Source organism: Pseudomonas kairouanensis (assembly GCF_004682055.1).
In the GTDB taxonomy this organism is placed as follows: Bacteria; Pseudomonadota; Gammaproteobacteria; order Pseudomonadales; family Pseudomonadaceae; genus Aquipseudomonas; species Aquipseudomonas kairouanensis.
The window spans coordinates 139,755-154,189 of the sequence record NZ_QUZU01000004.1; the positions used below are offsets into that span (position 1 = coordinate 139,755).

General features: G+C 59.9%; 12 protein-coding genes. 8 read left to right on the forward strand and 4 right to left on the reverse strand.

The genetic code is table 11. The features are described from left to right. Positions 1 to 82 precede the first annotated feature (82 nt). The 4 genes from DYL59_RS05540 to DYL59_RS05555 all read left to right on the forward strand — a co-directional run bounded on the left by DYL59_RS05540 (position 83) and on the right by DYL59_RS05555 (position 7,763). Complete coding sequence (locus DYL59_RS05540; protein WP_135288276.1) at positions 83 to 4,918, forward strand: dermonecrotic toxin domain-containing protein; 4,836 nt, start codon at positions 83 to 85, stop codon at positions 4,916 to 4,918. A gap of 68 nt (positions 4,919 to 4,986) precedes the next feature. Next, on the forward strand, positions 4,987 to 5,205 hold the full coding sequence (locus DYL59_RS05545; protein ID WP_135288277.1) for a DUF2970 domain-containing protein: 219 nt from the start codon (positions 4,987 to 4,989) through the stop codon (positions 5,203 to 5,205). Positions 5,206 to 5,626: 421 nt separating this feature from the next. Next, a complete protein-coding gene (locus DYL59_RS05550; protein ID WP_135288278.1) occupies positions 5,627 to 7,285 on the forward strand; it encodes a nitrite/sulfite reductase in 1,659 nt (552 codons plus the stop codon). Further along, positions 7,269 to 7,763, forward strand: coding sequence for a DUF934 domain-containing protein (locus tag DYL59_RS05555; protein WP_048727764.1), 495 nt, complete (start codon positions 7,269 to 7,271; stop codon positions 7,761 to 7,763). Before DYL59_RS05550 ends, DYL59_RS05555 begins: the two co-directional genes overlap by 17 nt. A gap of 40 nt (positions 7,764 to 7,803) precedes the next feature. Here the strand turns inward: DYL59_RS05555 and DYL59_RS05560 are convergent, their stop codons facing one another. Continuing rightward, a complete protein-coding gene (locus tag DYL59_RS05560; protein ID WP_135288279.1) occupies positions 7,804 to 8,208 on the reverse strand; it encodes a MerR family transcriptional regulator in 405 nt (134 codons plus the stop codon). A 72-nt stretch (positions 8,209 to 8,280) separates the two neighbouring features. Here DYL59_RS05560 and DYL59_RS05565 point away from each other — a divergent pair, with 72 nt between their 5' ends. Both DYL59_RS05565 and poxB read left to right on the forward strand, forming a co-directional pair. Continuing rightward, positions 8,281 to 9,513, forward strand: a complete 1,233-nt coding sequence (locus DYL59_RS05565; protein WP_135288280.1) for an NADH:flavin oxidoreductase/NADH oxidase family protein — start codon at positions 8,281 to 8,283, stop codon at positions 9,511 to 9,513. 77 nt (positions 9,514 to 9,590) lie between these two features. Then, a complete protein-coding gene (poxB, locus tag DYL59_RS05570) occupies positions 9,591 to 11,315 on the forward strand; it encodes a ubiquinone-dependent pyruvate dehydrogenase (RefSeq protein WP_135288281.1) in 1,725 nt (574 codons plus the stop codon). Positions 11,316 to 11,428: 113 nt separating this feature from the next. Here the strand turns inward: poxB and DYL59_RS05575 are convergent, their stop codons facing one another. Next, positions 11,429 to 11,986: an NADPH-dependent FMN reductase gene (locus tag DYL59_RS05575; RefSeq protein ID WP_135288282.1), complete on the reverse strand. Its 558-nt coding sequence runs from the start codon at positions 11,984 to 11,986 to the stop codon at positions 11,429 to 11,431. A gap of 228 nt (positions 11,987 to 12,214) precedes the next feature. Between DYL59_RS05575 and DYL59_RS05580 the strand changes: the two genes are divergently transcribed. Beyond that, entirely contained in the window at positions 12,215 to 12,451 is a 237-nt protein-coding gene (locus DYL59_RS05580) for a hypothetical protein (RefSeq protein WP_135288283.1), read from the forward strand. A gap of 62 nt (positions 12,452 to 12,513) precedes the next feature. Here DYL59_RS05580 and DYL59_RS05585 read toward each other — a convergent pair whose 3' ends face one another. Then, a complete protein-coding gene (locus DYL59_RS05585; RefSeq protein WP_135288284.1) occupies positions 12,514 to 12,858 on the reverse strand; it encodes a hypothetical protein in 345 nt (114 codons plus the stop codon). Between the two features lie 109 nt (positions 12,859 to 12,967). Between DYL59_RS05585 and DYL59_RS05590 the strand changes: the two genes are divergently transcribed. Next, positions 12,968 to 13,861, forward strand: coding sequence for a LysR substrate-binding domain-containing protein (locus tag DYL59_RS05590; protein ID WP_135288285.1), 894 nt, complete (start codon positions 12,968 to 12,970; stop codon positions 13,859 to 13,861). Here DYL59_RS05590 and DYL59_RS05595 read toward each other — a convergent pair. Further along, positions 13,858 to 14,430 carry a GNAT family N-acetyltransferase gene (locus DYL59_RS05595; RefSeq protein ID WP_135288286.1) on the reverse strand — a complete coding sequence of 191 codons (573 nt, stop codon included), beginning with the start codon at positions 14,428 to 14,430 and terminating at the stop codon, positions 13,858 to 13,860. The genes DYL59_RS05590 and DYL59_RS05595 overlap by 4 nt on opposite strands. Between the last annotated feature and the right edge of the window lie 5 nt (positions 14,431 to 14,435).

Consider the following 14,435-nt stretch of genomic DNA (forward strand, 5'->3'; position numbering starts at 1 on the left):
TTTACTACCGCAACCTGCGTGACGATATGCGATCTCCTGTGCAGACCCAACCATGGTTTTCACCCGGAACAAGGATTTCGTCATGCCCAACCCCACCTCGGCAGCAGCGCTGGGCCAATTACCGGCCCAGGCTGCCCGCATTCATTTCGCCTCACGCCCCACCCTGGTATCGGTGGTCTATGCAGGGTTACGCCATCGCATCCTGGAGCGCTATCCAACCCTGCAGCTGGATCTGACCCTGGTCAAACTCGCCTCTCCGCTGGCCAGTGGCAATTATTCGTTTCAACTGTTGCTCAATGTCGCCATCAGCCACCTGCTCGCCCCCCAGCTACTGGACTTTTCGCCACGACATGGGCAATCGTTTTTCCTGACCCAGGCACCGCCCGAGGGGCTGACGCCACCCGCGCCACTGACTATCGATATGCAGGTCATCGCCCAAGTCATCGACGAGTTACGCCTCACCCTGTACATCGACTTCCAGCAGGCCCTGGCCGATTACTGGAGTGAGACCGACACCCACGGCAACAGCCGTTGGCAATGGCTGGGGGAGTTGCTCAAGGGCCAGATGATCGCGGCCGCCACAGCCCCCACCACATTGAGCGGCGTGCAGCTTGAAATGCTGACAACCGTCGGCCTGTGGCCGCAAATGCTGACGCGCCTGCGACGCTCCGACCCTCCCACCTACGTCTACTTCATCGAAACCACCCTGACCAAGGGTGCCGAGCACACCAGCCTGTTGACGCCGGACATGCTGATCGTGCGCGGTAGACAGGTGTTGTTGTACGCCATTGACGGGGACGTTGAAGCCTTTGATGACATCGATGCCTTCGGTACCGCCTGGGGCGCGAAACTGGCCGAGCGGTTTGAGTTCGACAGCCTGACCTGGCGACGCAACGAACCCGATGGCAACGTATTTGAGCGGCAAGCAGGGCTGATCCTCAATCAGCAGCTTGAGGACATCGCGCACCTGTCCTTCGAAGGCCAAAGTGAAGAAGCCCTGCAAGCCCGACTGGCACGGCTCACCGACCCGGCCTTGCACTTGTCCAGGGATCCCAAGGCCTCGCTCGATGACCTCAAAAAGGTGGACGACCAATCGCCCGCCTGGCTCCGGCAAGCCAATGCCGATGACCGGTTTGCCTACCATCGCCACCTGCAGGACATGGCGCAGGTGCTGAAAAAAAACCGTGCCCGCTCATTCAACGAGGGGATCGCGAGCATTTACAGCTTCAGCCATGAGGCACTGCGCACCCAGATGAAGGCCGACCATGGCGACGTCGACCCGGATCAGGTGATATTGGACTTTACCGTGGCGGCGGGTTACCCAGGCGGCGCCGGGATCATCGAACACGTCAAGCTGTCGCTGACTGAACTGGCCGTGAAGAACCTGGCCGGCAAGCCCAGCGGCACCCTGAAGGTCTATGGGAAAGACGGCGCGACACTACCCGCCTGGCTGACCGAGGACTACCTGATGGGCAGCACCGGGTTGATCCAGCGCGTAGACATCGGCACGCGCTACCCGCAGTCCATCAGAACGTTGTTATTGAGCGACACTGAAGAGGCCCAGCAAAGAGAAACGCTGTTTTGTCGTGAACTCCAGGTGCACCTGCCCATGCAGGCACTGGAATTCAAGATCCGGCGCCAGTACGGCATCACCACCCTGGGCTATCGCTATGTAAAAGCGCTGATGGGCCACTATCCAGCGGACAGGGTGGTGGACGGCCAGGAGATCGTATTACGCCCATTGGCACTCTACAGAGCCCCTCACACCGCGCCGGACCCGGTTGCCAATATTTTCATTATCGAAACCCGCGCAGCGAGCACGGGCCCGCACCTGCTGTATCGACCGCTGTACAGCGACTGCCTTTACGAATACTCGACTCGCCAGGCCTTGATGGACGCCCTTGCCCAGCCCGGAGCCTTGCAGGACAGTATCTTGACCTGGCTGACCGACAAGGCCCGCCCCATTTACGCCAACGGGGGCATAAAAGAGCCGCATATCCTGCGGTTCTTGAGCGGTGATGAGGCGGCCGTCTATGAGCGACCCGCACCCGCCACCCTGGCGCTGGATGAAGGCGCCGATGAATGGCTGCAGTCCCAGGTCAATGGGCAACTGCTCAACCATCTGTTTGGCAGTACGGCACGTGCCATGGTTGACCTGGCCGATCGCGAGTCGGTGTCCAACCATGAAAGCCGCTGGGCGATCCTGATGGAGGGCGCATGGCTGTTGTTCAACACCCTGATCTTGCCGCTGGTGCGGGGCCCGGCGATGCTGGCGGGATGGTTCATGGTGATGGTCAGCAGCCTTGAGCAAGACCTGTCCGGACTGGACAGCGACGACGCTACCACGCGCGAACTGGCCCTGATCGACTTGCTGCTCAACATCGCCATGGTGCTTCTGCACGCGGCCAGTTCCTCGCACAAGGCACCACAACCATGGCCAAGCCGCACTGAGGATGACACAGCGCTGCAACTCAATGCGTGGCGACACCGGCAAGCCTCTCCCCGTCCTTCAGCCACGACAACCATCCGCCAGGGTGCCGTGGCGTTACCGGGGGAACCCCCATTGACAGGCCCGATGGCACTGGACTTCAGCCGCTCCCTGGCCAGCCCCGAAGCCGGTACCCTGTTGCTGGAGAAACTGCTCGAAGTGCGGGTGCCCTGGCCCCAGGTGCTGCCCGCTCCCCACGCCAGTGGTCCGCTCAAGGGCTTGTACCGCATCGGTGATCACTGGCACGCGAGCGTTGCAGGGTTGCTATTCCAAGTAGCGGTCGTGCCAGGCTTTGGTGAGGTGTACCTGGTGCACCCCCAGCATCCACTGCGGCCGGGCTTCAAGCTTGTGAGCGATGGCCAGGGCCATTGGCGACTGGACCGCGGCGCAAGGCTGGAAGGAGGTATGCCCGGCAGCAGGCGAGCAGAACTGCAAAGGAAAAGATCCGAGCAGATGCAACCCTTGTTCGCAGAGCTCAAAGCGCTAGGCATTGAGTTTCTAGAGGGCGACATGGCGGCTGCCCCCACGGTCATCGCCCTGAACAGTGCGCGAGCCACACTCAGGCAGCAAAGAAAGACGCTGCGCCAAGTCTGGGAACTGCTCGGCAAGGCCGTTCCTGAACTCAAAGAGCGATTCACCCAACGTCACCTGGAAGAACAGCAGAAAACAGCCACGGCCAGGGTTGAGTTCGAGATCGCCTACGAACGCTACCGAAACGCGAAGGAAGCCCTGTTTCCCGCCCTGCAACGGTACGAAGCGAAGGCGGCCGAACTGATGGAAATTGACAAGACGAATCCGGATCCCAAGCGCAAGAAAGACATTGCAACCTGGTATTTTTACGATTACTGGGGGTCGCTGTTCGACATCAATATGGAACGCCTGTTGAGTTCGAATGAAACCCATCGGGGCGAAACGTATTTTGAACTCAGTGGCCGCGCTAACGACGAGTTGCCTCAGGGCATCACCAATGCCTACAACGAGGTGTTCGCCCTGTGGAAAGTCCAGGTTGAAACGTTCAAGCACTTGATTGTGCTCGCAGAAAAAATGGAAAGCTTCCTCCAGCAGGCCGACCCCGCGCAGCGCAAGTACCTGCTAAGGGAAAGGCCGGACTATGCCTATGTCTCCTCAGTCGAAATAAAACAAAGCCTTTTGATGTTCCTGTCAGAACTGGTCTTCAACCGTAACCACGGCTCCAGGGACCCAGCCGAGTATCCGTTCATCATGGAACTCGCCGACCCCACAAGGGACACCGTCATCTTGTCGCACGCAGAAATTCGTGACACCGGCGGCTACTCCCTTGCCGAACAGATGAACGTGCTGAACGGCGTACTTGACCTCTACGAGCGCTTGGAAAATGCCGTCAACTCGCTGGTTGAAATGAACTCGGGCTTTATCCGGGAAGCGTATCGTGCTGCGTTCCTGGAGCACTTGAATGAAGCCCGCAGCGGTCTTGAAACCCAATTGGCCGACCTGATCCTCGTCGACACCGGCTTCGCCCCCAACATTGCCCGGGCCAGAGTCGAGCGGACCAAGAGTCCGACAAAGATCGTGTTCAAGACTCGCAACCACGAATATCTGGTCGGTGAGCTGCAACCCGCCGAAGCGCAGGCCACCGACCGCACGGTTGTCATCCAGGACCCTGTCACCAGAAAGATCGTCGCCACCTACCACGAACACCCCGTTGAAGGGGCGTGGCATGAAGTCGTCGAACCCGCCCCACCCGTACCGCCTGCGGTGCCGGTAGTGCGTGGCCTGAAGGCAATTGAAAACGAAGCCAAAATGATCATGTCACGCCGGGCGAAGACTGAGCGCATCATTCGCGACCAGCAAAAAAAGCTGTTGGACGATGTGCGCCGTGAATCGCTGCGCCCGCTGGAGTGGGAGGAGATGCTGAGCCCGCAGGCGAGCCAGCTTGACGCACTGGCCGATGAAATCGAGCGTGACCACGGCACCCAGCCCAATGCCGCCGCCCTGATCAACGCCTATCGCAACGAGGCGCAAAGCCTGCGGCGCCTGGCGCTGGAGGTGTGCAGCGAAGCCTTCAAGCAGCAGCGCCCCAAAGCAGCGAACATCGAGTATCTATGGCGCCATGGTTTTGTCGATATCAACTTGGTCAAAAGGCGAACGCCGCTGAAGATTGGTGGCTTCCTGACCGAATATGCGGTGCGTGACAAACAGAAGATCAAAGAAGGAAAGCGCGGTGACGACACCGTGTTGTGGTACGCGCACTTTCACTACCCTAAAGCTGATACGCCCGCGTTCGAGCCCTCGTTCGGCCACCTGAAGACAAAAGAAGAACGCGCGTTTACCCGCAAGGACCTGATCGAACAGGCGCGCACCAACAATCGAAAACTGGTCAATCTTGAGAAGGTAATAATCAAGCCACCTCTGGACCGGGTGTTGTTTCTCAAGCTGGAGCCCCCGGCGTGAAGGCATAAGCCGCGCCTCCCAAGTGGATTGTCTATGCTGTCCCTTACACACTTGGTGTCGAGGGATGTATGGACGATCCAGTCAACAACAAGCCGCCTACCTTCTGGCAGATGCTGCACAGTGTCATGGCGGCAGCCTTTGGCGTGCAGAGCGGCAAGAACCGCGCCCGCGACTTTACCCACGGCAAGCCCAGCCACTTCGTGATCCTGGGCATTGTGTTCACGGTGGTGTTTGCATTGACACTGTTTGGCATCGTCAAGCTGGTGCTGCACTTGGCCGGGGTGTAACCCCCATCAAAATGTGGGAGGGTGCTTTCACCCTCCCACATTGGGTCCGCGCATGACTTGGGATCGTCCTGCCTTTACTGGTGGCTCACCCAGAACACAGCTGTTCCCACCACCAGAATGATCAGGAACAGAATGGCCCAGGCATCAACGGTACTGTCGGGTTTACGGGCTTTTGTAGGATTGCTCATCGCATCGCCTCTTGTCGGTTTTATAGGTGATTGCACTAAGACTCGACCTCAGTAAAGTTCATGCTTGCCCGTATGACAAATGTGGGTATCGCGAGAATCAGTCTCAATAGTCGTTTTGGTTATTTGCATATACTCAAACATCACTTTTGCGCATAAACGCAAACTGGTATCGTGCGCCGGCTCCGTTGGGAGTGCGCGGCCGTGCGCGCAGATTTGCCGAGAACAGGACCTATATGTACGTATACGACGAATACGATCAGCGCATCATCGAGGACCGCGTCAAGCAGTTCCGTGATCAGACCCGACGCTACCTAGCAGGTGAACTGAGCGAAGAAGAGTTCCGCCCTCTGCGCCTGCAAAATGGCCTTTATGTTCAGCGCTTTGCGCCGATGCTGCGGGTGGCCGTGCCTTATGGCCAACTGACTTCGCGTCAGATGCGCATGATGGCCAAGATTGCCCGTGACTTCGACAAAGGCTATGCCCACATCAGTACCCGCCAGAACGTTCAGTTCAACTGGCCGGCGCTGGAAGATGTGCCGGATATCCTGGCCGAACTGGCGACCGTGCAAATGCACGCCATTCAGACCAGCGGTAACTGCCTGCGCAACGTCACCACCGACCAATTTGCCGGCGTTGCCGCCGATGAGCTGATCGACCCACGCCCCTGGTGCGAAATCGTCCGTCAGTGGACCACCTTCCACCCCGAATTCGCCTACCTGCCACGCAAGTTCAAGATCGCCATCAATGGCTCGACCTCGGACCGTGCAGCCATCGAAGTACACGACATCGGCCTGGAGCCGGTGTACAACGCAGCCGGCGAGTTGGGCTTCCGTGTGTTGGTGGGTGGCGGCCTGGGCCGTACGCCGGTGGTGGGTGCCTTTATCAACGAGTTCCTGCCGTGGCAGGACCTGTTGAGCTACCTCGATGCCATCCTGCGGGTCTATAACCGCTATGGCCGTCGTGACAACAAGTACAAGGCCCGGATCAAGATCCTGGTCAAGGCACTGACCCCTGAGGTATTTGCCCAGAAAGTCGACGCCGAGATGGAACACCTGCGCGGCGGCCAGACCACCCTGACCGAAGCCGAAGTGCATCGCGTGGCCAAGCACTTCGTCGACCCTGAGTACAAGGCCCTGAGCAATCAGGACGCCGAACTCGCCGCCCTCGACGTGGAGCATCCAGGTTTCGCCCGCTGGCGTGGCCGCAACACCCTGGCGCACAAAAAGCCGGGCTATGTTGCCGTGACCCTGTCGCTCAAACCGACCGGTGTTGCCCCAGGCGACATCACCGACAAGCAGCTGGACGCCGTCGCCGACCTGGCCGACCGCTACAGCTTCGGCCAACTGCGCACCTCCCATGAGCAGAACATCATTCTGGCGGATGTCGAGCAGAGCCAACTGTTCACCCTGTGGGGCGAACTGCGCGAAGGCGGTTTCGCCACGCCGAACATCGGCCTGTTGACCGATATCATCTGCTGCCCGGGTGGCGACTTCTGCTCCCTGGCCAACGCCAAGTCGATCCCGATTGCCGAATCGATCCAACGTCGTTTCGACGACCTGGACTACCTGTTCGACATCGGCGAGCTGGACTTGAACATCTCCGGTTGCATGAACGCCTGTGGCCACCACCACGTCGGCCACATCGGCATCCTGGGCGTGGACAAGAAAGGCGAAGAATTCTACCAAGTGTCCCTGGGTGGCAGCGCCAGCCGCGATGCGAGCCTGGGCAAGATCCTCGGCCCGTCCTTCGCCCAGGAAGCCATGCCCGAGGTGATCGGCAAGCTGATCGATGTGTACATCGAACAGCGCACCGAAGATGAACGTTTCATCGACACCTACCAGCGCATCGGCATTGACCTGTTCAAGGAGCGCGTCTATGCAGCGAATCATTAAGAACAACGAAGTCCTCGACGAAACCTGGCACCTGCTGCCCAAGGACGCGAGCTTCGATGGCATCTCCAACTGCGACGACCTGATCGTACCGTTGGCGTTGTGGCGCGAACACGGCCACGCCCTCAAGGCCCGCGATGGCGGCCTGGGCGTATGGCTGGACGCCGATGAAGAAGCCGAAGAAATCGGCGACGACGTGGAGCACTTCCAGGTTATCGCGCTGAACTTCCCGGCCTTCACCGATGGCCGTAACTACTCCAACGCGCGTCTGCTGCGTGACCGTTACGGTTACAAAGGCGAGCTGCGCGCAATTGGCGACGTGCTGCGCGACCAATTGTTCTACCTGCGCCGTTGCGGGTTCGATGCCTTCGCCTTGCGTGCCGACAAAGACCCGTACGAAGCGCTGGAAAGCCTCAAGGACTTCTCAGTGACGTACCAGGCTGCAACGGATGAACCGTTGCCGCTGTTTCGCCGCCGCTAAGTCTGCGTGAATGAAAAAACCCTGGCACGCCAGGGTTTTTTCATGGGTTCAATTTGATCGACGCCAGCACCTGCTTTTGCCCCATGCTGCAGGGCACCCCTTCGGGTTGCGCGCGCACTGCCTCGATCACACCCAATAATTGCGCCTTGCTGTGGGCCAGTTGCGCCTGCATCTGCTCGATCTGCGTCACCTTGCGCTCCAATGCCTCGATCAACTCCTCGCGCTTGTGCTCTCCCGGTGCAGGCATCAGTGCCTTGAGTTCCTGCAGGGTGAACCCAGCCTGCTGCGCACTTTGAATCAACTGCAACGTCTGCAGTGCCTCCACCGAGTAACGCCGATAACCGTTGGCCTGACGCCCCACCTGGCTGATCAGCCCCTCGGCCTCGTAAAAGCGGATACGCGACGCCGCCAACCCACTCTGTTTTGCCAACTCACCAATGTTCATCGTCAACGCCTGCTTGACATTAAAGTTAACTTTAAGCTTAGCCTGAGGCCTCCCCCGCTCAGGAGTCAACCCATGTCACCCTTTGAAGCCTTGCAACTGCCCAATGGCCAAGTCATCGCCAACCGTATCGCCAAGGCGGCGATGGAAGAAAACATGGCCGATGCGCACCAAGCGCCGTCCCCCGAGTTGAAGCAGCTGTACAAGGCCTGGGCCGACGGCAAGCCCGGCCTGCTGATTACCGGCAACGTGATGATCGACCGCCGCGCCATGACCGGCCCCGGCGGTGTGGCCCTGGAAGATGAGCGGCAGTTGCAGAGCTTTCGCGAATGGGCCGATGTGGCTCGCGGCAAAGGCGTGCACTTCTGGGTACAACTCAGCCATCCGGGGCGCCAGACCCCAGCCAACTTGCGCCAACAAGCCGTGGCCCCCTCCGCTGTCGCCCTCGACCTGGGTGGTTTCTCGAAAATGTTCGCCAAACCCAAGGCCATGACCGAGGACGATATCCAGGACGTGATCCAGCGCTTCGCCACCAGCGCACGTCTGGCCGAACAAGCCGGGTTTACCGGGGTGCAGATCCACGGCGCCCACGGCTATTTGATCAGCCAGTTCCTGTCGCCCCTGAGCAACCAGCGCACCGACCGCTGGGGCGGCCCGCTGGAAAACCGTGCACGTCTGTTGCTGGAAGTGATCGCTGCCGTGCGTGCCAGCGTCAGTCCATCGTTCTGTGTGGCGGTCAAGCTCAACTCGGCGGATTTCCAGCGCGGCGGCTTTGCAGAGGCCGATGCCCGTGCCGTGGTCGAGATGCTCAACCCGCTGCCCATCGACCTGCTGGAATTGTCCGGCGGCAGCTATGAAGCGCCCGCCATGCAAGGCGAAGCCCGGGACGGCCGCACCCTGGCCCGCGAGGCGTATTTCCTGGAGATGGCCCAGGCACTGGCAACCATTGCCACGATGCCGGTGATGGTCACCGGGGGCATCCGCCGCCTGCCCATCGTGCAGCAGGTGCTGGACAGCGGCATCGCCATGGCCGGAATCGCCACCGCCCTGACCCTGGAGCCGCACCTGATCCAACACTGGCGCGAAGGCCGCGACCCCAACCCCCAACTCAAACCCATCGACTGGAAACGCAAACCCCTGGCCTCCCTCGCCATCCTCGCGGTGGTGCGCTACCAGATGCACCGCCTGAGCCGCGGCCACTTGCCCAAGGCCAAGGTCGCGCCGTGCATGGCCCTGGTGCGTGACCAATGGTTTATCGCACGGCGCACCCGCCAGTACCGCGCCGCCATGACGCAATCTTCACAATAAGGGCGGAGCATTCGCCATGATCGAACTGTCCCCTATTGATCAGCAGTTTTTAACCTCACTGACGATTGGAGTTCTTCATGGCGAAAATCAACCTGGCCCAACAGCTGGCGACCACCCTTGAACAGGCGGGCATCAAGCGCATCTGGGGCCTGACCGGCGACAGCCTCAACGGCCTCACCGACGCCTTGCGCACCATGGACAGCATCGAGTGGATGCATGTGCGCCACGAGGAAGTCGCTGCCTTTGCGGCCGGTGCCGAGGCCGCTGCCACCGGTGAGCTGACGGTGTGCGCCGGCAGTTGCGGGCCGGGCAACCTGCACTTGATCAATGGCTTGTTCGACTGCCACCGCAACCATGTGCCGGTGCTGGCGATTGCCGCGCAGATTCCTTCCACTGAAATCGGCTTGAACTACTTTCAGGAAACCCACCCTCAGGAACTGTTCAAGGAGTGCAGCCACTTCGTCGAACTGGTCACCAACCCCGAACAGATGCCCCAGGTACTGCACCGCGCCATGCGCTCAGCCATCCTCAATCGCGGCGTGGCGGTGGTGGTGATTCCGGGGGATGTGTCGCTGCTTGAAGTAGAAGACAAACTCAAACCCTGGCCCGCTCTGCACGCACCGCGCACGCTGCCGGCTGAACAAGACTTGCAGCGCCTTACCGATATGCTTGAGCACAGCCAGAAAGTCACCCTGCTGTGCGGCAGCGGTTGCGCGGGGGCCCATGACCACGTTGTGGCGCTGGCCGACGCCTTGGGTGCGCCGGTGGTGCATGCCTTGCGCGGCAAGGAACATGTGGAATGGGACAACCCGTTCGACGTGGGCATGACCGGGCTGATCGGTTTCAGCTCCGGTTATCACGCCATGCTCGATTGCGACACGCTGATCATGCTCGGCACAGACTTCCCCTACCGCCAGTTCTACCCCACTGACGCCAAGATCATTCAGGTCGACCGTGACCCGCAGGCGCTCGGCCGTCGCGCCACGCTGGATCTGGGCATTGCCGCCGACGTGAGTGAAACCATCGCCGCCCTGCTGCCGCGCCTGACGCGCAAGACCGATCGCAGCTTTCTCGACACCTCGCTCAAACACTATGAAAAAGCCCGACAGGGCCTGGATGACCTGGCGCAGCCCTCAAAGGCCAACCGGCCGATCCACCCACAATACGTGGCGCGGTTGCTCAGCGAACTGGCCGATGATGACGCGATCTTCACCGCCGATGTGGGTTCGCCCACCGTCTGGGCGGCGCGCTACCTGAAGATGAATGGCAAGCGTCGGCTGATCGGCTCGTTCAACCACGGCTCCATGGCCAACGCCATGCCGCAGGCCATCGGTGCGCAGGCGGCATTTCCTGATCGCCAGGTGATCTCGATGTCCGGCGACGGTGGTTTTGCCATGCTGATGGGGGATTTCATTTCGTTGGCGCAGTTGAAATTACCAGTGAAAGTCATCGTGTTCGACAACTCGTCCCTGGGCTTCGTGGCCATGGAGATGAAAGCGGCAGGCTATCTGGATGCCGGCACCGAGCTGAAAAACCCGGACTTTGCCGCCATGTCCAACGCCATGGGCATCCTGGGGATTCGTGTGGAGCAGTCCGAAGACCTCGAACCGGCGCTGCGCCGCGCCCTGGAACATGATGGGCCGGTGTTGGTGGATGTGGTTACCGCGACCCAGGAATTGGTGATGCCACCGACGATCAAGCTGGAGCAGGCCAAAGGGTTCAGCCTGTATATGCTCAAGGCGGTGATGAGCGGACGAGGCGATGAAGTCATTGAGCTAGCACGCACCAACTGGCTGCGCTAAACCCAATGTGGGGAGGGGCTTGCTCCCGATGGCGGTGGGTCAGCTAACACATCAGTGACTGACACACTGCAATCGGGAGCAAGCCCCCTCCCACATTTGACTGCATTACCAAATCAGGCTGTCTGTTTTTCCACCCATTTGCCATAGGCATCAATAAACGCCTGCAAGAACGGCTTGGTCTTCTCCGACACCTTGCCGGACTCATCAAACACACTCCCGGCCCCGCCCAAATAGGCTTCCGGCTGCTGCATACACGGCACATCCAGGAACACCAAGGACTGGCGCAAGTGATGGTTGGCACCAAACCCACCAATCGCCCCCGGCGACACGCTGATGATCGCCCCCGGCTTGCCGCTCCAGGCGCTTTTGCCGTACGGGCGCGAACCCACGTCAATCGCGTTCTTCAAAGGCGCCGGCACAGAACGGTTGTACTCAGGCGTCACAAACAGCACCGCGTCGGATGAGCTCACCTGCTGACGGAAAGTACTGTAGGCTGCCGGCGGCGTATCCGCGTCGATGTCTTCGTTGTAGAGCGGCAAGTCGCCAATTTCGACAATGCTCAACTTGAGGTTGGCTGGGGCCAGTTCGGCCAATGCCAGGGCAACCTTGCGGTTGATCGACTCTTTTCTCAAGCTGCCAACCAGGACGGCAATCGTGTAGACCTTGCTCATGGAGGTTTTCCCGACGTCTGACTAAAGGAGCTAACAGTTATAGAGTCTTCGTGGCGTGATCACCAGAAGGTTTTGAGTATGCGCTGGACGTTTGCAGTACACCCCAGCACGTAGGAACAATCTTAAAACATCAGCGAATAGTATTTTTTCCACGTAGGTAAACTACCCCGCTCCATGACGGTCTACAGAACCGCAAATCGAGTGATTATCTCCAGAGGTTCTAAACAGATGGCAGCAGTATTAGTCGGACAGTTTCATGCCAGAGACGCGGAAGGCCGCGTTTATTCGGTGCATGAGTTCCAGGAATCCAACCCGGCGCAAGGCGACCTGGCTGGCTCGGCGCCCACCACCACCTACAAGCTGGCCATTGGCGACCGTGTAGAAAAACTGGAAGGCGATGAGTTCAAGTTGATTCAGTCGGGCACCATTCTCGTGCGCGAATCGGACACCACCCTCGCGTCCTGAGATCTCGCCCCATCGACCTGCTCAGTCCTGGCCATTGATGGCATCGACTGGGCTGGGCGTGATCAGGGTCGGCGGATTTGCGTCACCTCAATCGTCGATTCCCCCTCAATTCGCTTGAGCGTCACCATCAACCTGCCCCGCTCGCCGTCAACGGCGTACATCGAACGCGTGTAACCCAGCGTGCTGTAGCCGGGATGCGCGACCACCTGCCTGACCATTGCAATCTCCAGCACCGTGCCTATCTGCGCATTGACTTGCTCCTGAGCGCGGATAAATGCTTCCTGCGCCAGGTTTTCGGCTGGGATGTCGTCATGGGCGTTGATGAGATAAGCGGCCGCGCTGCCCAGGGTCACCAGGACCACCAGTTGCTTGACCGTTACCCCGAAGTCTATCGAGGGTAGAGGCATATGAGACCAGACCTGTTTTTGTTGTAGTTGCCGGTAGCCGGCTTTGGTCGTTGATGATCAGCGCTGCCATTCTATTGAATACACAGCGCGCTGCACATAGACTCCGGCGATGCGTTTACGTCATATCGAAGTGATTCAGGCCATCTTGCAGACCGGACACCCAGGCTTGGCCGCCGAGTGGTTGCAGCTTTCCGTGGGCGAAGTAGATGCAGCGCTCAAGGAGGCCGAGCAGCAACTGGGCTTCATGTTGTTTGCCAGCGTACGCGGGCGCTTGCAGGCCACCCGGGAAACCCTGGAGTTGCAAGCCGACATTGCCCGCGTGTATGAAGCGCTGGAACCGGTGCAACGCCTGGCCAGCCGCCTCAAACACCACCACGCGCCTACCCTGCGCGCACTGTGTACCCCGCCGCTGGCCAATCAACTGCTGCCCCAAAGCATTGCGGTACTGCGTCGTCGTTTCCAGGACACACCGTGCAACCTGTCCAGCCAGCCGACCCGAGAGATTGTCAAAAGCCTGTTGCTGCACGAAGCCGAGATCGGCCTGAGCCTGCATGACCCGGAGCATCCGCAAGTCCAGAGCACAGTGCTGGCCCAGGGCAAACTGCAGTTGCTGGCGCCCCACGGTTGGCTCAAGCCCAAGCAGAAGTACATTGCACTGCAGGACCTGGCAGGCCAGTCGATGATTGGCCTGGAAGGCCAGGACCCGCTCAGCCGCCTGTTGGACGCCAAGCTGCAAGCCTTGCGCCCGTTACCGGTGGTTCAGACCCGCGTGCAGACCTACCAGATGATGCGCAGCATGGTGGAAGCCGGTGAAGGCCTGGCGATTGTCGACCCCTTTACCGCGTTCGGCGCCAGGGAGGCCGGGTTGGATTCGTGCCCGGTGTCGCCGCCGATTTTGGTCAGCCTGTATGCACTGACCCTCAAGGGTGGCGCGACGTCCCCCGCGCAGAATGCGCTGCTGGAGATCGTCACGCAGAAGGCTGAAAGCCTGTTGGCGGTTTAGACCTCGGTCTTGAACAACCGATACCAGAAGATCGCCACTTCGCGGGTTTGCGGGTCGATGCCGCGATAACGCAGGTGGTCGATGCCGCCCATTTCATACCCACAACGCTCGTACAAACGACAGGCGCCCAGGTTATTGTTCTGGGTTTCGAGCATCATGCCCGGCAGGTTTTTCTTGCGACTCCAGAACTGCGCCACATCCAGCAACGCCTTGGCCACGCCATGACGCCGCGCCGTCAATGCCACCGCCAGCTCATCCACATGGGCAAATCCGTTCCAGTTGGTGCTGACCACGACATGCCCCACCGGCTGATCATCCAGATAGGCCATGAAGATCGCACTGTCCGGCGCATCGCGAAAACTTGCGAACTCTTCCGGGTCGATCCCATAACACTTGCGGTACGGCAAGATACGCTCCACGGGCCACTGATCGACCCGCTGACCCATCTGCGGTGCACCATAGGCGCTGACTTCAAAGCTGAAATCATTGCCCCACACATAGGCATCAAAGCCTTCGTCGGCGACCCGTACACTGAGCCCTGGATACTTCGGGTTCATTACAGCTTGCATAAACA